The sequence below is a fragment of the Rhodovulum strictum genome (assembly GCF_009649175.1).
GTDB lineage: Bacteria > Pseudomonadota > Alphaproteobacteria > Rhodobacterales > Rhodobacteraceae > Rhodovulum > Rhodovulum strictum.
On sequence record NZ_WJPO01000020.1, the window covers coordinates 20,494 to 42,736 of the forward strand.

Consider the following 22,243-nt stretch of genomic DNA (forward strand, 5'->3'; position numbering starts at 1 on the left):
GCATGGCGCTGCTGTCGATCCGCAATCTTTCTGTCGAGTTCGCCACCGCCTCGGGCAGTTTCCGCGCGGTTGATGCCATCGACGTGACGGTGGATCCGGGCGATATCCTGGCCATCGTTGGCGAAAGCGGCTCGGGCAAGTCGGTGTCGATGCTGGCGCTGATGGGGCTTCTGCCCTGGACCGCGACCGTCACCGCCGACGAGATGCGCTTTGACGGGCAGGATCTGCGCGCGATGTCGCCGCGCACCCGACGCAGGATCATCGGCAAGGATATCGCGATGATCTTTCAGGAGCCGATGTCCTCGCTGAACCCGTGTTTCACCGTGGGATTCCAGATCAAGGAGGGGCTGAAGAAACATCTTGGCCTTGATGCCCGCGCCCGCCATGCCCGCGCGCTGGAATTGATGGAGATGGTAGGCATCCCCGATCCCGCCCGGCGGCTGAGCGCCTATCCGCACCAGATGTCGGGGGGGATGAGCCAGCGGGTGATGATCGCCATGGCCATTGCCTGCCGCCCGCGGCTGCTGATCGCGGACGAGCCGACAACTGCGCTGGACGTGACGATCCAGGCGCAGATCCTCGATCTGCTCACCGCCTTGCAGGCCGAGACCGGCATGGCGCTGATCCTGATCACGCATGACATGGGGGTTGTGGCCGAAACCGCGCGGCGCGTCAGCGTGCAATATGCCGGCCAGAAGGTCGAGGAACAGCCCGTCGGCCCGCTTTTTGCCGCGCCCCATCATCCCTATACCTCGGCGTTGCTGGCCGCGCTGCCCGAACGGGCGACGACCCGGCTGTTGCCGACGATCCCGGGCGTGGTGCCGGGGCAGTTCGACCGCCCGCCCGGCTGCCTGTTCGCGCCGCGCTGCACCTTTGCCGACGCGACCTGCCAGAACACGCCGCCCCCCGTGCAGCCGCCCGCCCGGGGGCTGGCGCGCTGCCATTACCCGCTGGGAGGCCCGGCATGACCGCTCCCGTCCTGATGGCCGAAGGGCTGTCGCGCGTCTATGAAATCGGCGGGGGGCTGTTCGGCAAGCCGCGCGAGATCCGCGCGCTGTCGGATGTCAGTTTCGAGATCGCCCGCGGCAGGACGCTGGCCGTGGTGGGCGAGTCGGGCTGTGGCAAGTCCACGCTCGCGCGCGTCGTCACCATGATCGAGCCGCCCAGCGCGGGCCGCTTTGCCATCGACGGCGCCGAGGTGACGCCCGCGCGCTGGGCCGGGCTGCGCGATGCGGTGCAGATCGTGTTTCAGGATCCCTATGGTTCGCTCAACCCGCGCCAGCGGATCAGCGCGATCCTTGACGAACCGCTCAGGATCAACCGCAAGGCCCTGTCGCGTGCCGAGCGCGAGGCGAAGGTGCGCGAAGTGATGGCGCTGGTGGGCCTGCGCCCCGAATTCCACGACCGCTATCCGCACATGTTCTCGGGCGGGCAGCGCCAGCGCATCGCCATCGCCCGAGCGCTGATGCTGGAACCCCGGGTGCTGGTGCTGGACGAGCCGGTATCCGCGCTGGATCTGTCGGTGCAGAGCCAGATCCTGAACCTGCTGATGGAATTGCAGGAGCGGCTGGGGCTGACCTATCTGTTCATCTCGCACGATCTGTCGGTGGTGCGCCATGTCTGCGACGAGGTGATGGTCATGTATCTGGGCCGCGCGGTCGAGACGGGCGCCAAGGCGCAGGTCTTCGATCACCCGCGCCACCCCTATACCCGCGCGCTTCTGTCCGCGACGCCGCTGGCCGACCCCGCCCGCCGCAAGGAACGGATCAAGCTGACGGGCGAGTTGCCCTCGCCGCTGAATATCCCCGCCGGGTGCGCCTTTGCCGCGCGCTGCTGGAAGGCCGCGCCGCGCTGCCGCGCCGAACGCCCCCCGCTGGAGGGCGCGGGGCACCGGGTTGCCTGTTTCTTTCCCGAAGCGGGCTGACTACTCGGCCGGAACCGCCGCAGGCACCGGTGCGGCACGCGCGGCTTCGCGCCGCGGACGCGGGCGGGTTGCGGCCTCGCGCAGCGCCGCGATCGCCAGCATCGCCAGTACGCCCAGCGGCGGCAGGGTCCAGCGCAGCCAGACCTCCTCGGGATAGCCCACGAAGATCACCTGGAGAAACAGCGCGATCAGCGTGCCCGAGGCAAAGGTCAAAAGTCCCTGCCGCCCCAGAAGCCGCAGCGGCGCCAGCGCAAGACTGGCCGTCACCCGCGTCACCGCCGGGATGCAGGACAGCACATAGACCGCCGCCAGGATGTGCAGCAGGCGCGGCAGCGCCAGATAGGTCTTGTTGTGCGAGATCAGGTGGAACGGCGCCCCGGCCTTGCCCAGCATCCAGAGCTGGTTGTTCATCCACTGGCCCAGCGGCCCGATCTTCATCCAGCACAGCACGAACAGCAGATAGCCCGCCGCCAGCACGAACAGGATCGCCGATTTTGGCACCAGCCGCTTGCCCTCGCGCAAGCGCAGGCCGATCAGCAGGCCGGTGAAGAACAGCGCCTGCCAGGACATCGGGTTGAAGAACCAGCCGCCCGGATTGGGATAGTTCGGCAGGTTGATCCGGTAGAACCCTGCGCAGAACCACAGCCCCGCAGCGATCAGCGCCAGCGCGACTGTGCTTCGCAAGCCGATATAGATGGCCAGCGGCGTGGCCAGCAGCAGGACCGCATAGGCGGGCAGGATGTTGACATAGCCAAGCTGGTGGGTCAGCGCCGGAATGCCCATCAGCGCAGCTTCGGTGTTCTGGAACACCTGGCGCAGGTTGATCCTGGTCAGGATCTCCGGCAGCCCGAAGGTGGACGCGCCCCAGGCAAAGATCGCGATGGCCCAGACGGTCAGGAAGATCTGCGTCAGATAAAGCGTCCAGGCCCGGCCCCAGACCGGCCGGACCGCCGCCCACAGCCCGTTCTGCGCCAGCGCGCCGCGTTCGAACCGCGCCGAATAGGCCAGTGCGGCGGCGATGCCGGACATGATGAAGAACGCCTCGGCCGCGTCGGAGAACCCGAAATTGCGGCTGGTGAATTGTTCGTACGGGTTCTTGGGTGCGTGGTTGATGAAGATCATCACCAGCGCAAGGCCGCGGAACGCGTCGATCCGCGGATCGCGCGGGCGCTTGAACCGGGGTTCGGGATCACGCGGCTGCATTCATCGCCTCCGTACGGTGCGGCGCGGGTTGGCTCCAGCGGGTCTGCCAGCGGTGGAAGGACCGGATCACCGGGGCGGGGTCGGTCTCTTCGGGGGCGGTAAAGACACCGCGGCGGACCGGCAGCGAGGTGACCCAGATCAGCAGCGGCGCCGCCAGCATCGGCAGGCAGACAGGCAACAGCCAGATCGTCAGCGCCGGTGCCAGCATCTTGACCGCGGCCAGCGCGATCGCGCCGCCGGTGAGGATCCAGAAACCTGCGACAAGGCTCTGGCCAAGGCCCAGACGCCCTTCGCCGCGCTGGTTCGCGGGCCAGCCGCCATCGCGCCCGGACAGCACCTGAAGCACCGCGCGGGACTGGTACATCAGCATGACCGGCGCCATCAGCGAGGACAGCAGGATCTCGGCCAGTACCGAGCCTGCGGCGCGCGCCCGCCCGCCAAAGCTCCGCGCCCCGTCAGAAAGCGCGGCAGAGCCGAGGATCGCGAGCTTCGGCAGCAGCAGAAGCCCCACGATCCCCAGCGCCAGCGTCACGATTTCCCGTGTGCTGTCAGAGGGGAAGACCGGGAACAGCTGGTAGGGTTCGGGGAAGTAGTTGGGCGGCGGTGCGGTCACGGTCGCCGCGATCGAGGAGACCAGAAAGCTCGCCCAGAGCAGCGAGACCAGATAGGCGAAGATGCCCTGAAGAAAGAAGAACCGGCTCCAGGGGGCCAGTCCCGGCGCGGTCAGCAGACGGGCATGTTGCAGGTTGCCCTGGCACCAGCGCCGGTCGCGGCGGGCATAGGACAGGATGTTCTCGGGGCCTTCCTCGTACGAACCGCCGATGGTCTCGTCGAGTTCGACCTTCCAGCCGGCGCGGGCCAGCAACGCGGCCTCGACGAAATCATGGCTGAGGATGTGGCCGCCGAAGGGCGGGTTGCCCTCCAGCGCGGGCAGGCTGCAACTTTCGGCGAAGGCCTTGACGCGGATGATTGCGTTATGGCCCCAGAACGGCCCGGTGGCGCCCTGCATCCGGGCCAGCCCGCGCGCAAAGACCGGCGCGTGGAACGCCGCCGAGAACTGCATCGCACGACCGAAAAGCGAGCGTGCGCCAATGATCTTCGGCAGCGTCTGCAACAGCCCGAGCTGGGGATCGGCCTGCATCCGCGCGATCATGTGGCGGATCGTCTCGCCCTCCATCAGGCTGTCGGCGTCAAGGATGACGGCAAAGCGATAGGCCGCGCCGGAGGTCCGGATGAAATCCTCGATATTGCCCGCCTTGCGGCCGCGATTGTCGCTGCGGCGGCGGTAGAACATGCGCCCCGCGCCACCCGTTTCGTCCAGCAGCCGGGCAAAGGCATCGCGCTCGCGCGCGGCGGCAAGATCGTCGCGCGTGTCGGACAGAACCGCGATATCGACCGACAGCCCCGCCGCGCGGATCGAGCCATCCATCGCGGCGATCCGGGCAAAGGTCGTCACCGGATCCTCGTTGCAGATCGGCACCAGCACCACGGTCGGCGGCTGCGGCAGGGTCAGCGGCGGCGGCGTGACGCGGCGGCGGCGTGCGGCCAGGCCGATGAACGCCCCCGCCGCGCCCCAGGCCAGCCAGGCGGTGGTCACGAAGATCAGGGCCGTGCGCACCACGTCCCACAGATGCACCCCGTCCTGCGTCGAGGTTGCCGCCAGCAGCGCAGCCGCCGCCCCTGCGGCCAGCACGGCAAAGCCGATCGCGACGGAGCGCAGCGTCAGCGTGCGAAGATCGGGGGCGGGGGCACGGGACATGGCGGATCAGCCGTGCTGGACCGGGCGCAGCAGAAGCCGCATCAGCCAGGCGACGGCACCCTCGCTGCGCGGGGCTTCCAGCACCTGGCGCGGCATGTCCATCGGTGCTACGGGCGGCGCCCAATGCACGGCCTCGACCGCAGTCGCGGTCTGGGGGTCGATGATATGCTCTGCACTCATTCCTTCATCCATTGGTAAAGCCATGTTTCGCTGAGGCTCCGTCCGAAGCCCGTGATCCCGGCGCGCATCTCGACCAGGCCGCCATCGGGGGCGCGGGCCTCGATCACCAGCCGCCAGGTGTCCGTTCCCGAAATCCGGGAAAGAACCTTTTCAACGATTTCGCCGCCGCTGGCCGATACTTCGGGCTCAAGCCTGGCATCGGCGGGCAGGCCGGTCAGCGTGCCGCCCGCGAAGTCGATCACGAACTTGCGCCGGTCATGTCCGCCGCGCACCCCTGCAACGCCGCCCTTGCCGACGCTGGTGCGCAGGATGCGCGCGCGTTCCGTACAGCCCGCGCCCGGCGGAGTCATCCCCCAGTGCAGCCGATAGGCAAAGTCCAGCGCATCGCCGCGCCGCGCCGGGGCTTCGGGCACCCAGAAGGCCACGATGTTGTCATTGCCCTCCAGGTCCGAGGGGATTTCGACCAGCCGGACCACGCCCTTGCCCCAGTCGCCCAGCGGCTCGACGATCAGCGAGGGGCGCAGTTCGTAATGCGCGCCCGCGTCAAGATAGCTGTCGAAGGCGCGGTCGCGCTGGATCAGCCCGAACGAGGCCGGGTTGCGCGCGCCCAGATAGGAACTGGCCAGCCGCGGCGGGTTGTTCAGCGGCCGGATATAGGTATCGCCGCCCCGCGTGTTCAGCACCAGCGCCTCGCTGTCATGCACGCGCGGGCGGAAATCGTCAAAGGCGCCGCGGTCGTTGTCGCCCAGCAGATACATCGAGGTCAGCGGCGCGACGCCCAGTTGCGCGACATCCTCGCGCATGAACAGCCGGACGGTGACATCCATCACCGTGGTTTCGCCCGGCACGATCTCGAACCGGAAGGCGCCGGTCACCGAGGGGCTGTCGAGGGCGGCGAACAGCGTCACGCGGGTCGCGTCCGGGGCGGGGCGCTCGACCCAGAATTCGCTGAACATCGGGAATTCCTCGGGGCGGCCCATCGCGGTGTTGACCGCCAGCCCGCGTGCGCTGATCCCGTAGACATTGCCGCGGCCAAGCGCGCGGAAATAGCTGGCGCCCAGGAACGCCACCACTTCGTCAAAGATGTCGGCGCGGTTCAGCGGCGCATGCAGCCGGAAGCCGGCCACCGTGGGCAGCGGCATGTCGGCGGGGACGCGCGCGGCCAGCGGGCCGTCATACTCGAAATCCTCGGCCGAGAAGCCCATCGGATGAACAAGGCCGTCCACAACCTCGTGGACCGCGACCGGCGTCTTGAACAGCCAACCGGGATGGAAGGCGTGCAGCCGGAAGAACGAATCCTCGAACTGCCAGCGCGCATGGTCGGGCCGGAACCGGATGCGGCGATAGGCGTCGTAATCGAGCCCGGCGATCAGCCCCTCATGCACCGGCGCGGGGGTATAGGCGCGGGCGGCCTGCGCACGCATCCGCTCTGCGAGGATCTCGAACGAAAAGGGTTCGGGCGCAGGTGCGGGCAGGTCCGCCACGTCGGGAATGTCCTGCTGCGCCGCAGCGACTTGCGGCAGCAAGGCGGACGCGGCGACCGAACCGGCAAGCGCGCCCAGCGCCTGCCGGCGCGTCAAGCCCGCCCTGGGCGTCCACCGCCCCGAGTTCGAGAAGCCGTTTCCCATCAAGTGCCTCCTGCGCCGCCGCTTGCATCGTATGGTTGTCACAACAAAGACGCTCTGTCCCGGTCGTCGTAATTCCGTCATGCTGCGTGGCAGAATCACGCCGCTCCGGCAGGCGCTTTCGGCGGAATGTGGTGAATATTGCAGCGGCTGCAATGTCACTTTCGCGGCATTTGCCCAGAATGGCCTCTAAGCATCTGTCACATAGGCGGAAAACTGCGCACGACATGTCGTCGCGCTGATTCCTGCGGCGACCCTTTGATGCCCCGGCGCCTGCCTGCGGCCGGGCGGGGTGCCGCAGGTGCGAAATCCGGCGCGCCCAGGCTGGCAGCCCTATCTCCCGGGCGGCAACATCTTCCCGGGGTTGAGCAGGTTAGTGGGGTCGAAGGCAGCCTTGAGCGCGCGCATCCAGTCCAGCGCGGCGCCGTGTTCGGCGGCCATGTATTTCTGCTTGCCGATCCCGATCCCGTGCTCGCCCGAGACCGTACCGCCCAGCCGCAGCGCAGTTTCGGCCAGCCGCCCCGAAAAGTCCAGCGCGCGGGCCATCTCGGCGGTATCGCCGGGATTGACCCGCACGCCGCAATGGAAATTGCCGTCGCCGACATGGCCAACGATGGCGCTGGTCAGGCCCATGGCGCGGGCCAGGTCCTGCGCCTCGGCCACGGCTTCGGCGAGTTTAGAGATCGGCACGCAGACATCGGTGGCCAGCGTCCGCTTGCCCGGCTCCAGCGCGCCGGTGGCGTGGTGGGCATTGTGGCGCATCGCCCAGAGCGCGTTGCGCGCCTCGGTCGTGGTGGCGTCCTGCCAGCCCTTGACGCCGAACCCGTCCGCAATCTCGCGGAAGGCGGCCGCCTGTTCGGCAACGGCGGCGGGGCTGCCATGGAATTCAAGGAAAAGATGCGGGTTTTCAGGCAGATCGGTGCCGGAATGCAGGTTGAATCCGCGCACCATGGTTTCATCGACCAGTTCGATCCGGGCCATCGGAATGGCCGACTGGATGACCGCGATCACGCAATCGACGGCCGCCGCCACGCTGGCGAAGCAGCAGGTCGCGGCTGAGATCGCCTCGGGTTGGGGATGCAGGCGCAGGGTCAGTTCCGTGATGATGCCCAGCGTCCCCTCGCTGCCCACCAGCAGATGCGTCAGATCATAGCCGGCCGAGGATTTCCGCGCGCGGCTGCCGGTGCGGACCACCGAGCCATCCGCCATCACCGCTTCGAGTGCGAGGACATTCTCGCGCATCGTGCCATAGCGCACCGTGGTCGTGCCGCTGGCCCGCGTTGCCGCCATGCCCCCCAGCGAGGCATCGGCGCCCGGATCGACCGGAAAGAACAACCCCGTGGCGCGCAGCTCGGCATTCAGGCGGGTGCGGGTCAGGCCCGGCTGGACAATTGCGATCTGGTCTTCGGGATGGATCGCAAGCACGCGGTCCATGCGCGACAGATCCAGGCTGAGCCCGCCCCGGATCGGCAAATGCTGACCCTCCAGCGAACTGCCCGTGCCGAAAGCCGTGATCGGCAGGCCATGCGCGGCACAGGAACGGACGATCGCGGCGACCTCGGCGGTGGTTTCGGGAAAGGCCACCGCTTCGGGCAGCGCCAGCGGGAAATGCGCCTCGTTGCGGCCATGCAGCGCGCGCACCGACTCGCCGGTCGAGAGCCGCGGGCCAAGGATGTCGGCAAGCTCGGCAAGGGCGCCCATTCTCGTCTCCTGTCGCGGGGTGCGGCCCCGATCAACCGCGTCGGCGGGCGGATTGCAAGGGGTCAGCCGTGGCTGGCCAGCAGCGCGCGCAGATCGTCCAGCGTGTTCGCCTCGGCCGGGGGCTTGTCGCGGCGCCAGCGCGCCATGCGCGGAAAGCGCAGCGCGATGCCCGACTTGTGGCGGGGACTTTGCTGGATGCCTTCGAAGGCGATCTCGAAGACATGCTCGGGCCTGACCTGCCGCACCGGGCCAAAGCGTTGCAGCGTGTTCTTGCGCACCCAGGCGGTGATTTCGCGGAACTCGGCATCGGTCAGCCCGGAATAGGCCTTGGTAAAGGGCACCAGGTCGGCGCCGTCCCAGACCGCGAAGGTGAAATCGGTGTAGAGCGTCGCGCGTCGGCCATGGCCCGCCTGGGCATAGATCATCACCGCATCGACCGTCAGCGGGTCGAGCTTCCATTTCCACCAGTCGCCCTTTTTCCGCCCCGCCAGATAAGGCGCGGCGGCGCGTTTCAGCATCACGCCCTCGGCCCCCGCGGCGCGGGCGGCGGCCCGGGTCTCGGCCAGCGCCGCCCAATCGGCAAAGGGCAGAAGCGGCGAAAGGCGCAGCGGTGAGCGGTCGGGCAGGCGGGCGAACAATGCCTCCAGCCGGGCGCGGCGCTGGGCCAGCGGGCGGGGGCGAAGGTCGGTTCCGCCCTCCTCGAGCAGGTCATAGGCTTTCAGCATCACCGGCGCCTCGGCCAGCAGCCGTTTCGACAGGCTCTTGCGGGTGATGCGTTTCTGAAGCGCGGCAAAGGGCAGGGGGCGGTCATCGGCCCAGCCAAGGATCTCGCCGTCGATCACGGTGCCCGGGGGCAGGAAATCGCGGGCTTGCGCCAGTTCGGGGAAGCGGTCAGTCATCAGTTCCTCGCCGCGCGACCACAGGAAATGCGTCCCTCCCCGGACGATCAGTTGCCCGCGGATGCCGTCCCACTTGTATTCCGCGCACCAGTCGGCGGGATCGCCCAACGCCTGCGGGTCTCCCTCGATCTGATAGGCAAGGTAGAAGGGATAGGGCCGCGACAGCGCGGCCGCCGGGTCGGGCGCTTCGATCAGCGCGGCCCATGTGGTCGTCGCAGGCGTCCAGTCGCCCATCAGCCGATGCGCCAGATCGGCTTCGGCGATGCCGGTGGCCCGGGCCAGTGCGCGGGTCATCAGCGTCTGGCTGACACCGACGCGAAAGCCCCCGGTGATGAGCTTGTTGAACAGGAAGCGTTCCGTCCCGTCGAGGCTGTCCCAGGCGGCCAGGATCCGCGCCTTGCGCGCGGGCTCGTCCATCTGCGCCAGCGCGGCGATTTCGGCCATCCGTTCCGACAGGCTTGCGGTGCCGGTGCCGGTCGCCTGTGGCAGGACCAGCGCGATGGTTTCGGCAAGGTCGCCCACCACCGGATAGCATTCCTCGAACAGCCAGAGCGGCAGCCCCGCCCGTTCCGCCGCCCATTCGCGCAGCCGCGTCGTCGTGACCGCCCTGCGCGGGCGGCGGCCGGACAGAAGCGCCACGGTCCAGAGCCGGTCGGGTTCGGGCGCGTCGGTGAAATAGGCGGCCAGCGCCGCTATCTTGGCATTGGTGCGGGTGGTGCGGTCCAGCGCGGTGAACAGGGCGGCGAAGCGTTTCATGGCGCGTCCTCGGCGCTGTCGAGGGTTTCGCCCTCGAAGGCGGTGCGGACGATCTCGGCGTCATGGCCCTGATCGGCCAGCCAGCGGCGGAAGACGGTTGTATAGCCGTGGGTCACGAAGACCCGCTCGGCCCCCGTCTCGCGGATCGCTTCGTTCAGCCCCGCCCAGTCGGCATGATCGGACAGCACGAAGCCGCGATCCGCGCCGCGCCTGCGCCGCACGCCGCGCAGCGCCATCCAGCCCGAGGCAAGGCCCGTCGCCGCCGTCCCGAAGCGCCGCGCCCAGGGCCCGCCCAGCGCCGAGGGCGGGGCCAGCGCCAGCGCACCGGCATGGGCCTTGAGATCGGTTTCGGGCGTGACCGGCACGGTGGGCGGCAGGGCGATCCCCTGCGCGCGCATCACCGCACAGGTTGCCTCGATCGCGCCATGGGTCAGGATCGGGCCGATCCCGGTATTCACACCTGCCAGCAGCCGCTGCGCCTTGCCCAGCGCATAGGCGCCCAGCAGGCTGAAGCGCCCCTCGGCGGCATTGGCGGCCCACCAGGCGTCGATCTCGGCCAGAACCTGCGCCTGCGGCGCCCAGTTGAAGACCGGCAGCCCGAACGTACATTCGCTGACGAAGGCATGCGCCCGGACCGGCTCGAACGGTTCCGACAGGCCATCCGCCTCGGTCTTGTAATCGCCAGAGACGACCCAGACCTCGCCCGCCACCTCGATCCGGATCTGGGCCGAGCCGGGCACATGGCCCGCGGGGTGAAAGGACACGAGCGAATCGCCGATCCGGCGGCGCTCGCCATAGCCGATGGTGTCCAGCGCGATGCCGCCCAGCCGGTGGCGGATCACCGGGGCAGCCGGGGCGGTGGCCAGATAGCGGCGATGGCCGGGGCGGGCATGGTCGGAATGGCCATGCGTGATCAGCGCGCGATCCACGGGCGCCCAGGGGTCGATGAAGAAGTTCCCGGCGGGGCAGAAGATGCCGCGCTCGGTGAAGGTCAGGACGGACATCGGGTCAAATGGGGCAAGGCCCGGGCCACGGGTTCAGCCTTGGCCGATGGGGTCGAGAACGCGCATGGGCGGGCGCGGCGCGGCATGGCGGATGAAATGCGCCGCCGCCTCGTCAAAGACGCGGGTGCGGATGGGCACGTCCTCCATCATCACCTCATGGCGCGCGCCCTCGATCTCGCGCAGCGTGCCCGCGGCCCAGGCGCCCGTGATCAGACGGATCGCGTTCGGGCAGACGATCCGCTCGTCGATGCCCAGATAGGTCAGCGCGGGCACCGGTGGCGGCGGCATCCGCGCCAGCAGCCGCGTTTCGCGCAGCGCCTCGTGCAGCCAGGCAAGGCTTGGCCCCCCCACCGCCATTTCGGGCCGCTGGGCAAGCTGGCGGCGCATGTAGCCGAACATCTCGGGATCGCCGGTCAACTCGTTGTCATCGAAGCGGCAGGCCAGCACATAGGTCTTGCCGCCCTTGGTCGGCGTCACCCGCCGGTCCAGCCCCAGCGGACGGCTGGCCGCGCTGAGCGCCCAGGCGGCGCGGCGCACCAGCGGCGAAAAGCGGATGCCCCACATCGGCGCGGTAAACACCGCCGAGGCGACATCCAGCCCCTCATGCAGCGCGCGAAGCCCGATGCAGCCGCCCATCGAATGGGCCAGCAGGTGAAAGGGCCGGGGCAGGCCCAGCGCCTGCGCGACCTGACACATGGCCGTGACATCGCGCTGATAGGTGTCGAACCGGTCGACATGGCCAAGGCCGGGATCGTCATGCAGCCGGTCGGCCAGCCCCTGGCCGCGCCAGTCGATGGCCATGGTGGCAAAGCCGCGCGCCGCCAGTTCGCCCGCCGCGCGGCCGTATTTCTCGACATATTCGGTGCGGCCGGGAAACAGCAGCACCGTTGCCCGTGCCCGTGCCGCCCCCCAGACCGCCACGCGGACTCGCACGCCGTCAGGCGCCAGCGCCCAGAACGCGGCGGCGTCCTCGGGGCCTTCGGCGATGTCGTTGTGAAGCGGGGCGCGGTCCATCGGTCCGTTCGGCCGGTCAGGTAAAGATATGGGCCAGCTGCATCGCCTTGCCCATGTCGCCCTCGATCCGCAGCTTGCCCGTCATGAAGGCGGCGGTCGGGTTCAGATCGCCCTCCATCATGTCGCGGAACGTCTCGAGCGAGGCGGTCAGCGTCACCTCGGCTTGCGTGTCGCCGGCATGGGCACCCTCGGAATCGACGATGATCGCGCCCTCGTCCTCGATCACGAACTTGGCGACGCCATCGAAGCCCCCGTCTATCTTGGCGTTCAGGGTCTCGACCGCCTTTTCGATAACATCGCTCATGCAAATCCTCCGATCGTGAATGCGGGCGCCTATCGCTTTTCCCGCAGGTTGCGCTAATCTTTCTGGTTATGGTCATGCGGCGATACATTCTCAATCCTCTCGTCACGGCAATTTGCGCGAGTTTCTGCCTGTCTGCTGCCTGGGCGGATGGCGAGCGTGCCGGCGCGCTGCTGGACGAGTTGCAGCGGCCCGACCTGCCGAACTGGAAACAGGTCGAGCGCGAGATCTGGGAGGAATGGGCGAAATCGGGCTCGCCCTCGATGGATCTGCTGCTCAAGCGGGGGCGCGATGCGATCACGGCGGGCAAGTTCGAGACCGCCATCGCGCATCTGACCGCGCTGACCGACCATGCGCCGGATTTTGCCGAAGGGTACAACGCGCGGGCGCTGGCCTATTTCCGCGCCGGTCTGTACGGCCCCGCCATCGCCGATCTGGCGCGCACGCTGGAGTTGAACCCGCGCCATTTCGGCGCGCTCACGGGGCTGGGCGCGATTCTGGAAGAGACCGGCCAGCTTCAGGCAGCGCGCGATGCCTACGGGGCCGCGCGCGCTATACATCCACACGATCCTGACCTAGAAAGCGCCGCACAGCGGCTGGAGCTGCTGACCGCGGGGCGCAGGCTCTAGGGCCGGTCGAAAGGGCAGGGCATGTCAGATCACGCGAGGATCGTTGCGGTCCTCGGGCCGACCAATACCGGCAAGACCCATTACGCGATCGAACGCATGCTGGCCCACCGGACCGGCGTGATCGGCCTGCCGCTGCGGTTGCTGGCGCGCGAGGTCTATGACCGGATCGTGGGCCTGCGCGGGCCGTCCGTCGTGGCGCTGGTCACCGGCGAGGAACGGATCGTGCCGGACCGCGCGCAATACTGGGTCTGCACGGTCGAGGCGATGCCGGTGGGCACGGGGGCCGATTTCCTGGCGGTGGACGAGATCCAGCTTTGCGCCGATCCCGAACGCGGCCATGTCTTTACCGACCGGCTTCTGAACGCGCGCGGGCTGCACGAGACGCTGTTCCTGGGCGCCGACACGATGCGCAGCGCAATCGCCGCGCTGATCCCGCGTGCGCAGTTCATGCGGCGCGAGCGGTTCTCGGACCTGACCTATACCGGCTCGAAAAAGATCAGCCGGATGCCGCCGCGCTCGGCCATCGTCGGTTTCTCGGTCGAGAATGTCTATGCCATCGCGGAACTGATCCGCCGCCAGAAGGGCGGCTGCGCGGTGGTGATGGGGGCGCTTTCCCCGCGCACCCGCAACGCGCAGGTCGAACTCTACCAGAACGGCGATGTGGATTACCTGGTGGCGACGGATGCCATCGGGATGGGGCTGAACCTCGACATCAAGCATGTCGCGTTCTCCGCCCTGTCGAAATTCGACGGCCACCGGATGCGGCCGCTGCATGCCAACGAACTGGCCCAGATCGCGGGCCGCGCGGGACGGCATACCCAGCCCGGCACCTTCGGCGTGGCCGGCGAGGCGCGGCCGCTGGATGAGGAGGTGGCCGAGGCCATCGTCGAGAACCGCTTTGCCCCCGTGCGCAAGCTGGAATGGCGCAATTCCAGGCTGGATTTCGTCAGCCCCGAGCGGCTGATCGCCGCGCTTGAGTCGCGCCCCGCGGGCGAATGGCTGACCCGTGCGCGCGAGGCCGATGATCTGCATGCGCTCAAGACGCTTTCGGCGCTGCCCGATCTGCGTGACCGACTCGGGGATGCGCGCGACGTGAAACTTCTGTGGGATGTCTGCCGGATACCCGATTTCCGCGGCATTTCCCCGATCGAGCATACCGGCCTTCTGGAACGCATCTTTGGTTTCCTGTACCGGGGCGGCCGGGTGCCCGACGACTGGCTGGCGCGTCAGGTGCAGCGGATCGACCAGACAGATGGCGACATTGACACGCTGTCGAAACGGCTGGCCTATATCCGGACGTGGACTTATGTCGCGCAGCGCACGGGTTGGGTCGCGGACGAAGCCCATTGGCGGGGCCTCACGCGCGCTGTAGAAGACCGCCTGTCCGACGCGCTTCATGGTGCGCTGACGCAGAGATTTGTTGACCGGCGGACGAGCGTTCTCCTTCGCCGGTTGAAGCAGAAGGAGAGCCTTGTGGCCGAGGTGAACGACAAGGGTGAAGTGACGGTCGAGGGGCAGTTCGTCGGCCGTCTGGAAGGCTTCCGGTTCCGACAGGATGCCTCGGCCAGCCCGGACGAGGCGCGCACGCTGCGCCAGGTGGCACTGGCAGCGCTGGGCCCCGAATTCCACCTGCGCGCCGACCGTTTCTACAATTCGCCCGATACCGAGTTCGATTTCACCGAACAGGGCGGGCTGATGTGGGGCAGCCATGCGGTCGGCAAGCTGCTGGCCGGTGCCGATCCGCTGAAACCCATGGTCGATCCCTTCGTCGACGATGAGGCCGGCGCCGAGGTGACCGAAAAGGTGCGCCGCAGGCTTCAGCATTTCATCGACCGCCGGGTTGCGACCCTGTTCGAGCCGCTGCTGAACCTGCAACGCGACGAGTCGCTGACCGGGCTGACCCGCGGCTTCGCCTTCCGTCTGGTCGAGGCGATGGGCATCCTGCCGCGCGATGGCGTCGCCCATGAGGTCAAGGAACTCGACCAGGAAAGCCGCAGCGCGCTGCGCAAGCACGGCATCCGGTTCGGCCAGTTCACGATCTTCATGCCGCTTCTGCTGAAACCGGCGCCGACACGGCTGCGGATGGTGCTGTGGTCGCTGCATCGGGGTCTGGACGAGTTCCCCGAAAGCCCGCCGCCCGGTCTGGTGACGATCCCCTCGATCGAGGCGGTGCCGGTCGAGCATTACGCGCTGGCAGGCTATCGCCCCGCAGGCGCGCGGGCGATCCGCATCGACATGCTGGAACGGCTGGCCGATCTGTTGCGCGCCGAGGATACGCGCGGCGGCTTCGAGGCCAAGCCCGACATGCTGTCGATCACCGGCACCACGCTGGAACAGTTCGCCGACCTGATGCAGGGGCTGGGCTACAAGGCTGAGCGCGGCGAACGGCCCAAGCTGAAGCCTGCCCCGGTGCCATCGCCCGAGGACGCGGCCGCGGCCGCGCCGGATGCCCCTGTCACCGAGGCGCCCGCGCCCGAACCGGATGCAGAGCCCGCCCCGGCCGAAGCGGCGCCAGAGCCTGCGGCGGCCGAGATCGAGGTCTTCTATACCTTCGCCTGGGCCCCGCAGCGCAAGGGCGGCGGCCAGAAGCCCCGCGGCGGCGAGCGGCCGCAGGGCAAGGGCAAGCCGGGCGGCCGGTCCGACGGCAAGCCGCGCGGTGGCAAGCCCAAGGGCAAGCCGGGCGGTCCACGCCCCGACAGGCCGCAGAATTTCGAGGCCCGCCCGCCGCGCAAGGAAAAGCCCATCGACCCCGACAACCCCTTCGCCGCCGCGCTGATGGGGCTGAGGGACAAGACCTGACTGCGTGAGCGATCCCGCTCCCCGCCCGACGATACGGCTGGACAAGTGGCTCTGGCAGGCGCGCTTCGTCAAGTCGCGCAGTCTGGCCGCCGCGCTGGTCTCGGGCGGGCATGTCCGGGTGAATTCCAGCCGCACCGACAAGCCGGGCGCCCGCGTGGGCCCCGGCGACACGCTGACCTTTCCGCAGGGCGACGACATCCGCGTGGTGCGCATCCTTGCCCCCGGCGAGCGTCGCGGCCCCGCGACCGAGGCGCGCACCCTCTACGAGGACTTGACCCCGATCAAGGCAAGCCCCCCCGACAATCCGCGATATGATGGGGGCGGGCGCCCCACCAAGCGGGACCGCCGGCAGATCGAGCGCCGGGACAAACCCCCGCTTGAATGATCCGTCCCGGTGTTCTAGTTCCTGCCCGACAAGAAAATCGAGAGCCAGCACATGACCTATGTCGTCACCGATAACTGCATCGCCTGCAAATACACCGACTGCGTCGAGGTCTGCCCCGTGGACTGCTTCTACGAGGGCGAGAACATGCTGGTGATCCATCCCGACGAGTGCATCGACTGCGGCGTGTGCGAACCCGAATGTCCCGCCGACGCGATCCGGCCCGACACCGAGCCAGACATGGATGAATGGGTCGAGTTCAACCGCAAGTATTCGCAGGTCTGGCCGGTCATCATCACCCGCAAGGATCCGCTGCCCGAAGCGACCGAGCGCGACGGCGAGACCGGCAAGCGCGAGAAATACTTCTCCGAGGCGCCGGGCGAGGGCGGCTGAGGCCCGATTCGTCCGTTCTGCCCGTTTCCGGGGCGGAAAATGACATTGTGGCCCAAGGCCTTGAACCCGGCTCTGCACCGCGGCGCTTTTCTTGCGCCGATTCTTGTGTTACTGTTCCTTCATAGGTAGCCGTCCGAATCCTGATATCCACGCGCAGATTGATCCTTCTGCGGGGTGGTTTTTCAGCGTCAGAACATAGAAACGGCTGGCAAACACGCTTTCCCGGCAGGCGATGTCGCGCTGTGCAGGGGTCCATGCGAGGAAGAACTGAATGTCGAAGACCAAGAAGGCCGAGTTCCGCCCCAACGACTACGTGGTCTACCCCGCCCATGGCGTGGGCAAGATCATGTCGATCGAGGAGCAGGAGATCGCGGGCATTCCGCTCGAACTTTTCGTGATCTCGTTCGAGAAGGACAAGATGACCCTGCGCGTGCCGACCAACAAGGCCACGGAGATCGGGATGCGTTCGCTCTCGACGCCGGACATCGTGTCCAAGGCGATGGCCACGCTCAAGGGCAAGGCCAAGGTCAAGCGCGCGATGTGGTCGCGCCGCGCCCAGGAATACGAACAGAAGATCAATTCGGGCGATCTGATCTCGATCGCCGAGGTCGTGCGCGACCTGCATCGCACCGACGACCAGCGCGAGCAATCCTATTCCGAGCGTCAGCTTTACGAGGCCGCGCTGGAGCGTCTGACCCGCGAGGTTGCGGCGGTGGCGGGCGTGGACGAGGCCGGCGCGCAGAAGCAGGTGGACGAGGTTCTGGTTTCGCGCGCCGCCTGATCGCGCTTTCCTGCGAACAGACAAGGCCGCGGCGACAACGCCGCGGCCTTTTTCATTGCCGACTTACCGTCCCGGCAGATCCAGCACCACGTTTCGGCCGTTCTTGACATAGCGCAGCTGGCTTTCGCCGATTGCCGCCACGCGCCCGCCATCCAGCCGGTCGCCGACCTTGACCTTTTCGTAGCGTCCGTTCGACAGCCGCACCAGTGCGCGGCGGTCGCTGGACGAGCCATAGACCCCGATCAGGTTGATGTTGCGCAGGTTGATCGCCTTGGGCAGCGTTGCCTGCGCCGCCACGCTTGCGGTGGTCGGCAGCCGCGGCGCGGTTGTCGCGGCTGCGGCGGCAATTGCGGGTGCCGCGACTGCGGGCGCAGCCACGGCCATGTTGGCACCGACATCCGAGGGCCGCGAGGACGGCCGGACCGAGCGGGCGATGGCCAGCGCGTTATCGTCATGTTCTTCGGCTGCATCTGCCGCTTCTTCTTCGGCGGCCAGCGCGGCGGCCAGCGCCGCCTGGATATCGGCCGAACGATCCGCCTGTGGCGCGGCAGCCGCCAGCGTGGCAGGCCGTGCGGCAGGGCGCAGTCCGGGCACGCGGGGGGCGGGCGCGGCCTCGGCCTCGGCGGTGGGCGGCGGTGCAGTGGGTTCGGGCGCCAGATCGGCGGGGCGCAGGCGCGGGCGATACCCGGCCAGCCGCGCCGCGACTTCGGATACCGGCGCCGAGGCCGCGGGCTCGGGCGCGGCCGGGTCTGCCCGGGCCTCGTCCGCGGGGTTCGGTTCGGCGGGGGCGGCGTCGGGCGCGGAGGCATCTTCGGGTAGGTCTGCGGGGGCTGCCGCCGGTTCCGGGCGGGCAGGCGGCACGATCCGGGGCCGCCCTTCGGTGACCGGAACGACGATCTCGGGCCGGGCGGGCGGGGTCAGCGCGGGCGCCCCCTCGACGACGATCGCGCCATCGTCTGCCGTGGCCGCATCGGCCGGGGCGGGGTCCATGGCCGCCGCGCCGGTCTCGGCCGGTTCGGGGGCAGGGGCTTCGGCGGCGGGCTCGGGCGGGGCGGCGGGTTCGGGCTCCGGTTCGGCGGCCCGGACCGGCGGCAGCAGGGGCGGCCGCCCGGCAAAGACCATAACCCCGTCCGGCGTCAGCGCGCCTTCGGGCGTTGCCGCGACCAGCCCGCGATCATCCAGCACGAAGACCTGATCCTGTCCCGGCGGATCGGCCTGAAGCGTCAGCGACGGGTCGATGGCCCGGCCGAGTTGCGGATCGGGTAGCGAGGGCGAGGCGGGCGGGCGGATCGACGGATCAAGTGCGGCCACGAACAGATCGTCGATCCGGTCGGCAGGCGGGGCCGTCATCGGCTCGGGCGCCAGTTGCCAAAGCCCGGTCGTGGCATAGCTTGCCGCCGCCTCGGCCTCGCTCAGGACGGGCGGTTCCTCGGGGGCGACGGCCTCCGGCGCCTCGGCGGTCGGCAGATCGACGGGCGCGCTGTCATCCGGCGCGGGCAGGGCATCCTCGGGGGCAGAGGCCAGCGTGTCGGGGGCTGTCACCGGTGGCGCAAGCGGGGCCTCGGCGCGCTCGTCCTCGCCTGTCAGCAGGGACCAGAGCGCCACGACCGCCATCACCGCGACCAGACCGCCGGTCAGCGCCAGACCCAGCCGCAGGTTGCCCGGCGCCTGCGCTGCCCGGGTCAGGTCCAGCCCGGCCAGGAACCCGGGGCGGGGCCGCGGGGCGGCATTTCGCAGAGCGGCCGCGCGGGTCGGGGTGCGCGTGTCGGGCAGATCCGGGAAGGGATCGCTGCGCGGCGCGGGCGGAACGGTCAGCTTCGGTCCGGCATCCGCCTGCGCGGCAGGGGCCGGGGTCGGGGTCGGCCGCGGCGGCGGGGGGGCAGGGATGTCGAAAGCTGCCGCAGGGGGCTGGTCCTCGTCCTGTGGCGGGGTGGAAAGGGGCATCTTCGGCGCGGGCGGGACGGTCGGCTTTGCCGGGGCCGTGACCGCAGGCTCCGACCGCTGCTTGCGCTTGGCTGCGGGTTTTGGCGGTGCCTTGGGCGCAACGGTGGCCTTGCTGGCCAATGCGGGCTCTGCCGCTCGGCCCTCGGGCTCGGCCGTTTCGCCCTTGTCCGGCAGCGTCGCGGCAAGCGCGGTCGGGCCGAAATCCGCCTCTCCCTCGAAGCTGTCGGCCGGGGGCGTCGCGACGAAGCAGACCGGGTTGAAGCCGTGCAGAACCGCGAAGTCTTCGGCCTCGGCCAGCGTTTCGCGCGCGACCACGGCCAGCCTTGCGGTCCCTGCGCCGGTGTCCTGCCAGTCGAAGACCAGATCCTCCACCGCATAGGGCGTCAGCCCGTCCAGCCTGCGCCGCAGGTTTGTGCGCTTCTCGGCCGGGCTGTCGCCAGTCAAGGGCAGGGTGGTGTACAGCACCTGGCTGTCGGGGATGACAAGTCGGGTCAGAAGCTGCCCGCCGGCAAGCCCCTCGGCCGTGCTGCGCATCAGCCGCAGCGTTTCGCGAAGCCCCGGATCGTCGAGCGACACCTCGCCCAGATTCCGCCAGCCGCCCCTGGTGCGGTGCAAAAGGCCGATCCCGTCCTCGGAGAGCGTAAGCGCAAAGTCTGGTTTCATCACCGCTTTCTAGACCAGTCGTCGACCGGTTCCAAACCAGAGTCTTCGGACCATAGCAGGAAACTGCCGAAGCATAGAAGGGCCTCGCGAGAAGTTCAGGGGAAATGCCTTGCCGCTGGCCATGCCCCGCGCGATGCTCTGCCCGCATTCCAATCACGGGACAACATCCATGAAACGACAGCTCGCCCTTCTGGTGATCCTTGCAGGTCTGGCCCTGCCGGCCGCCGCCGAAACGCCCGCGCGCCTGACCGTGACCGGCCAGGGCGTGGCCGAGGCCGTGCCCGACATGGCAACGATCACCCTGGGCGTCACGCATGAGGCCGAGACCGCCGAGGCGGCGATGAACCGGGTTTCGGCCGAATTGGCGGCGGTGCTCGACAGCCTGCGCGCCGCGGGAATCGATCCGCGCGATCTTCAGACGGCGGGTCTGTCGCTGTCGCCGGTCTGGAGCGGGCACGAGTCTGGCCAGCGGGCGCAGATTACCGGCTATTCCGCCTCGAACACGCTGAGCGTGCGGGTGCGCGGGCTTGACGGCCTGGGCGGCACGCTTGACCGGGCGCTCGCCGAGGGCGCGAACCGGTTCCAGGGCCTGAGCTTCGGGATGCAGAACCCCGAGCCGCTGCGCGACGAGGCCCGCCGCCGCGCCGTGGCCGAGGCGCTGCGCAAGGCCGCGCTGCTGGCCGAGGCCGCCGGGCTGACGCTTGGCCCGGTCCTGTCGATGGAGGAGGAGGGCGCCGAGATGCCCCGCCCGATGATGTTCGAGGCCGCGCGGATGGCCAGCGATGCCGTGCCCGTCGCGCCGGGCGAACTGGCCATCGAGGCGCGGGTTCGGATGGTCTTTGCGCTGGGCGAATGACGGCGAATGGGGCAGGGCGCGCGACCGCGCCCTGCCCGGACGATCTCAGACCTTGGCCAGCGCCTGTTCCAGATCGGCGATGATGTCGGCCGCATCCTCGATCCCGATGGACAGCCGCACCACATTCGGCGCAGCACCCGCAGCGACCTGCTGTTCCGGCGTCAGTTGCCGGTGGGTGGTCGAGGCCGAATGAATGATCAGCGAGCGGGTGTCGCCCAGATTGGCCACATGGCTGAACAGGTTCACGGAATCGACCAGCTTGACGCAGGCCTCGTAGCCGCCCTTCAGCGCAAAGGTGAACAGCGCCCCCGCGCCCTTGGGGCAGATCCGCGCCACCCGGTCATGCCAGGGCGAGGAGGGCAGCCCGGCATAGGTCACCGCCTCGACCTTGGGATGGGCTTCCAGCCAGCTTGCCACCCTGACCGCGTTCTCGACATGGCGCTGCATGCGCAGCGACAGCGTCTCGATCCCCATCAGCGTGTAATGCGCCGCCTGCGGGTTCATCGTCATGCCCAGATCGCGCAAGCCCACCGCGATGGAATGGAAGGTGTAGGCCAGCGGGCCGAAGGTTTCGTGGAATTTCAGGCCGTGATAGGCCGGTTCGGGCGCCGAGAGCGAGGGGAACCTGTCGCTGGCCGACCAGTCGAACCGCCCCGAATCGATCACCGCGCCGCCGGTGACGGTGCCGTTGCCGGTCAGGTATTTCGTGGTCGAATGAACAACCAGCGTCGCGCCATGGTCGAACGGGCGGCACAGATAGGGCGTGGCCGTGGTGTTGTCGACGATCAGCGGCAGCCCGGCCGCATCGGCAATCGCGGCAAGCGCGTCCAGATCGGTGATATAGCCGCCCGGATTGGCGATCGCCTCGCAGAAGATCGCGCGGGTATCCTCGTCGATCGCGGCGCGGACGGCGTCCAGATCGTCGGTATCGACGAATCTCGCCGACCAGCCGAACCGCTTGATGGTCTGGGAAAACTGCGTGACCGTGCCGCCGTAAAGCCGGGTCGAGGCGACGACATTGCGCCCCGGCCCCATCAGCGGGAACAGCGCCATGATCTGCGCCGCATGCCCCGAGGAACAGCAGATGCCGCCCACACCGCCCTCGAGCGTGGCGATGCGTTCGGCCAGAACCGAGACGGTGGGGTTGGTCAGCCGCGAATAGATGTAGCCCACTTCCTGAAGGTTGAACAAGGCAGCGGCATGGTCGGCATCGCGGAACACATAGGCCGTGGTCTGGTAGATCGGCGTCTGCCTCGCGCCGGTGGCCGGATCGGGCCGCGCGCCCGCATGCACTTGCAACGTGTCGAAACCGTATTGCGGAGCCTCGCTCATCGGAACTCTCCCTGTTGTCCGTTTGCCGCCAGCATTAGGCCATCGCCCGCAACCCGGCAACATGGGGCCGGGCAAAAGGACAGCCTTCCGCGGCTGCC

General features: G+C 68.8%; 19 protein-coding genes. 8 read left to right on the plus strand and 11 right to left on the minus strand.

Annotated elements, in window-relative coordinates:
• Positions 1–2: 2 nt before the first annotated feature.
• Complete coding sequence (locus tag GH815_RS12530; protein ID WP_153749120.1) at positions 3–968, plus strand: ABC transporter ATP-binding protein; 966 nt, start codon at positions 3–5, stop codon at positions 966–968.
• Entirely contained in the window at positions 965–1,924 is a 960-nt protein-coding gene (locus GH815_RS12535) for an ABC transporter ATP-binding protein (protein ID WP_153749121.1), read from the plus strand. The genes GH815_RS12530 and GH815_RS12535 overlap by 4 nt, the downstream gene beginning before the upstream one ends.
• On the opposite strand, the gene GH815_RS12540 is transcribed toward GH815_RS12535, so the two are convergent.
• From GH815_RS12540 to GH815_RS12580, 9 genes are all read right to left on the minus strand, one after another.
• Complete coding sequence (locus tag GH815_RS12540) at positions 1,925–3,127, minus strand: OpgC family protein (protein WP_153749122.1); 1,203 nt, start codon at positions 3,125–3,127, stop codon at positions 1,925–1,927.
• Entirely contained in the window at positions 3,114–4,886 is a 1,773-nt protein-coding gene (mdoH, locus tag GH815_RS12545; protein ID WP_153749123.1) for a glucans biosynthesis glucosyltransferase MdoH, read from the minus strand. Before mdoH ends, GH815_RS12540 begins: the two co-directional genes overlap by 14 nt.
• Positions 4,887–4,892: 6 nt before the next feature.
• Positions 4,893–5,066 (minus strand): hypothetical protein, encoded by a 174-nt coding sequence (locus GH815_RS12550; RefSeq protein ID WP_153749124.1) that lies wholly within the window; start codon positions 5,064–5,066, stop codon positions 4,893–4,895.
• Complete coding sequence (locus GH815_RS12555) at positions 5,063–6,694, minus strand: glucan biosynthesis protein (protein ID WP_153749125.1); 1,632 nt, start codon at positions 6,692–6,694, stop codon at positions 5,063–5,065. Before GH815_RS12555 ends, GH815_RS12550 begins: the two co-directional genes overlap by 4 nt.
• A 330-nt stretch (positions 6,695–7,024) precedes the next feature.
• Entirely contained in the window at positions 7,025–8,392 is a 1,368-nt protein-coding gene (locus GH815_RS12560; protein WP_153749126.1) for an FAD-binding oxidoreductase, read from the minus strand.
• Positions 8,393–8,454: 62 nt separating this feature from the next.
• Positions 8,455–10,047, minus strand: a complete 1,593-nt coding sequence (locus GH815_RS12565) for an ATP-dependent DNA ligase (RefSeq protein ID WP_153749127.1) — start codon at positions 10,045–10,047, stop codon at positions 8,455–8,457.
• Positions 10,044–11,051, minus strand: coding sequence for a ligase-associated DNA damage response exonuclease (locus GH815_RS12570; RefSeq protein ID WP_153749128.1), 1,008 nt, complete (start codon positions 11,049–11,051; stop codon positions 10,044–10,046). The genes GH815_RS12565 and GH815_RS12570 overlap by 4 nt, the downstream gene beginning before the upstream one ends.
• Positions 11,052–11,084: 33 nt before the next feature.
• Positions 11,085–12,065 carry an alpha/beta fold hydrolase gene (locus GH815_RS12575; RefSeq protein WP_153749129.1) on the minus strand — a complete coding sequence of 327 codons (981 nt, stop codon included), beginning with the start codon at positions 12,063–12,065 and terminating at the stop codon, positions 11,085–11,087.
• 16 nt (positions 12,066–12,081) lie between these two features.
• Positions 12,082–12,369 (minus strand): SCP2 sterol-binding domain-containing protein, encoded by a 288-nt coding sequence (locus GH815_RS12580; protein WP_153749130.1) that lies wholly within the window; start codon positions 12,367–12,369, stop codon positions 12,082–12,084.
• A 74-nt stretch (positions 12,370–12,443) separates the two neighbouring features.
• Between GH815_RS12580 and GH815_RS12585 the strand changes: the two genes are divergently transcribed.
• The 5 genes from GH815_RS12585 to GH815_RS12605 all read left to right on the plus strand — a co-directional run bounded on the left by GH815_RS12585 (position 12,444) and on the right by GH815_RS12605 (position 17,350).
• Entirely contained in the window at positions 12,444–12,995 is a 552-nt protein-coding gene (locus tag GH815_RS12585) for a tetratricopeptide repeat protein (RefSeq protein WP_170290343.1), read from the plus strand.
• Between the two features lie 21 nt (positions 12,996–13,016).
• Complete coding sequence (locus tag GH815_RS12590) at positions 13,017–15,794, plus strand: helicase-related protein (protein ID WP_153749132.1); 2,778 nt, start codon at positions 13,017–13,019, stop codon at positions 15,792–15,794.
• Between the two features lie 4 nt (positions 15,795–15,798).
• Positions 15,799–16,179 carry an RNA-binding S4 domain-containing protein gene (locus GH815_RS12595; protein ID WP_343030852.1) on the plus strand — a complete coding sequence of 127 codons (381 nt, stop codon included), beginning with the start codon at positions 15,799–15,801 and terminating at the stop codon, positions 16,177–16,179.
• Between the two features lie 51 nt (positions 16,180–16,230).
• On the plus strand, positions 16,231–16,569 hold the full coding sequence (gene fdxA, locus GH815_RS12600; protein ID WP_153749133.1) for a ferredoxin FdxA: 339 nt from the start codon (positions 16,231–16,233) through the stop codon (positions 16,567–16,569).
• A 271-nt stretch (positions 16,570–16,840) separates the two neighbouring features.
• Positions 16,841–17,350, plus strand: a complete 510-nt coding sequence (locus GH815_RS12605; RefSeq protein WP_153749134.1) for a CarD family transcriptional regulator — start codon at positions 16,841–16,843, stop codon at positions 17,348–17,350.
• 63 nt (positions 17,351–17,413) lie between these two features.
• Here the strand turns inward: GH815_RS12605 and GH815_RS12610 are convergent, their stop codons facing one another.
• Positions 17,414–19,957, minus strand: a complete 2,544-nt coding sequence (locus tag GH815_RS12610; RefSeq protein ID WP_153749135.1) for a hypothetical protein — start codon at positions 19,955–19,957, stop codon at positions 17,414–17,416.
• A 169-nt stretch (positions 19,958–20,126) separates the two neighbouring features.
• Here GH815_RS12610 and GH815_RS12615 point away from each other — a divergent pair, with 169 nt between their 5' ends.
• Entirely contained in the window at positions 20,127–20,813 is a 687-nt protein-coding gene (locus tag GH815_RS12615) for an SIMPL domain-containing protein (RefSeq protein WP_153749136.1), read from the plus strand.
• Between the two features lie 45 nt (positions 20,814–20,858).
• Here GH815_RS12615 and GH815_RS12620 read toward each other — a convergent pair whose 3' ends face one another.
• Positions 20,859–22,145 carry an O-acetylhomoserine aminocarboxypropyltransferase/cysteine synthase family protein gene (locus GH815_RS12620; protein ID WP_153749137.1) on the minus strand — a complete coding sequence of 429 codons (1,287 nt, stop codon included), beginning with the start codon at positions 22,143–22,145 and terminating at the stop codon, positions 20,859–20,861.
• Between the last annotated feature and the right edge of the window lie 98 nt (positions 22,146–22,243).

Coding starts and splice junctions, on each gene's coding strand:
- GH815_RS12550 (WP_153749124.1), bottom strand. CDS start 5,066: ATGAGTGCAGAGCATATCATCGACCCCCAGACCGCGACTGCGGTCGAG.
- GH815_RS12590 (WP_153749132.1), top strand. CDS start 13,017: ATGTCAGATCACGCGAGGATCGTTGCGGTCCTCGGGCCGACCAATACC.
- GH815_RS12585 (WP_170290343.1), top strand. CDS start 12,444: ATGCGGCGATACATTCTCAATCCTCTCGTCACGGCAATTTGCGCGAGT.
- GH815_RS12605 (WP_153749134.1), top strand. CDS start 16,841: ATGTCGAAGACCAAGAAGGCCGAGTTCCGCCCCAACGACTACGTGGTC.
- GH815_RS12555 (WP_153749125.1), bottom strand. CDS start 6,694: ATGGGAAACGGCTTCTCGAACTCGGGGCGGTGGACGCCCAGGGCGGGC.
- GH815_RS12610 (WP_153749135.1), bottom strand. CDS start 19,957: ATGAAACCAGACTTTGCGCTTACGCTCTCCGAGGACGGGATCGGCCTT.
- GH815_RS12540 (WP_153749122.1), bottom strand. CDS start 3,127: ATGCAGCCGCGTGATCCCGAACCCCGGTTCAAGCGCCCGCGCGATCCG.
- mdoH (WP_153749123.1), bottom strand. CDS start 4,886: ATGTCCCGTGCCCCCGCCCCCGATCTTCGCACGCTGACGCTGCGCTCC.
- fdxA (WP_153749133.1), top strand. CDS start 16,231: ATGACCTATGTCGTCACCGATAACTGCATCGCCTGCAAATACACCGAC.
- GH815_RS12580 (WP_153749130.1), bottom strand. CDS start 12,369: ATGAGCGATGTTATCGAAAAGGCGGTCGAGACCCTGAACGCCAAGATA.
- GH815_RS12570 (WP_153749128.1), bottom strand. CDS start 11,051: ATGTCCGTCCTGACCTTCACCGAGCGCGGCATCTTCTGCCCCGCCGGG.
- GH815_RS12615 (WP_153749136.1), top strand. CDS start 20,127: ATGAAACGACAGCTCGCCCTTCTGGTGATCCTTGCAGGTCTGGCCCTG.
- GH815_RS12620 (WP_153749137.1), bottom strand. CDS start 22,145: ATGAGCGAGGCTCCGCAATACGGTTTCGACACGTTGCAAGTGCATGCG.
- GH815_RS12535 (WP_153749121.1), top strand. CDS start 965: ATGACCGCTCCCGTCCTGATGGCCGAAGGGCTGTCGCGCGTCTATGAA.
- GH815_RS12575 (WP_153749129.1), bottom strand. CDS start 12,065: ATGGACCGCGCCCCGCTTCACAACGACATCGCCGAAGGCCCCGAGGAC.
- GH815_RS12560 (WP_153749126.1), bottom strand. CDS start 8,392: ATGGGCGCCCTTGCCGAGCTTGCCGACATCCTTGGCCCGCGGCTCTCG.
- GH815_RS12530 (WP_153749120.1), top strand. CDS start 3: ATGGCGCTGCTGTCGATCCGCAATCTTTCTGTCGAGTTCGCCACCGCC.
- GH815_RS12565 (WP_153749127.1), bottom strand. CDS start 10,047: ATGAAACGCTTCGCCGCCCTGTTCACCGCGCTGGACCGCACCACCCGC.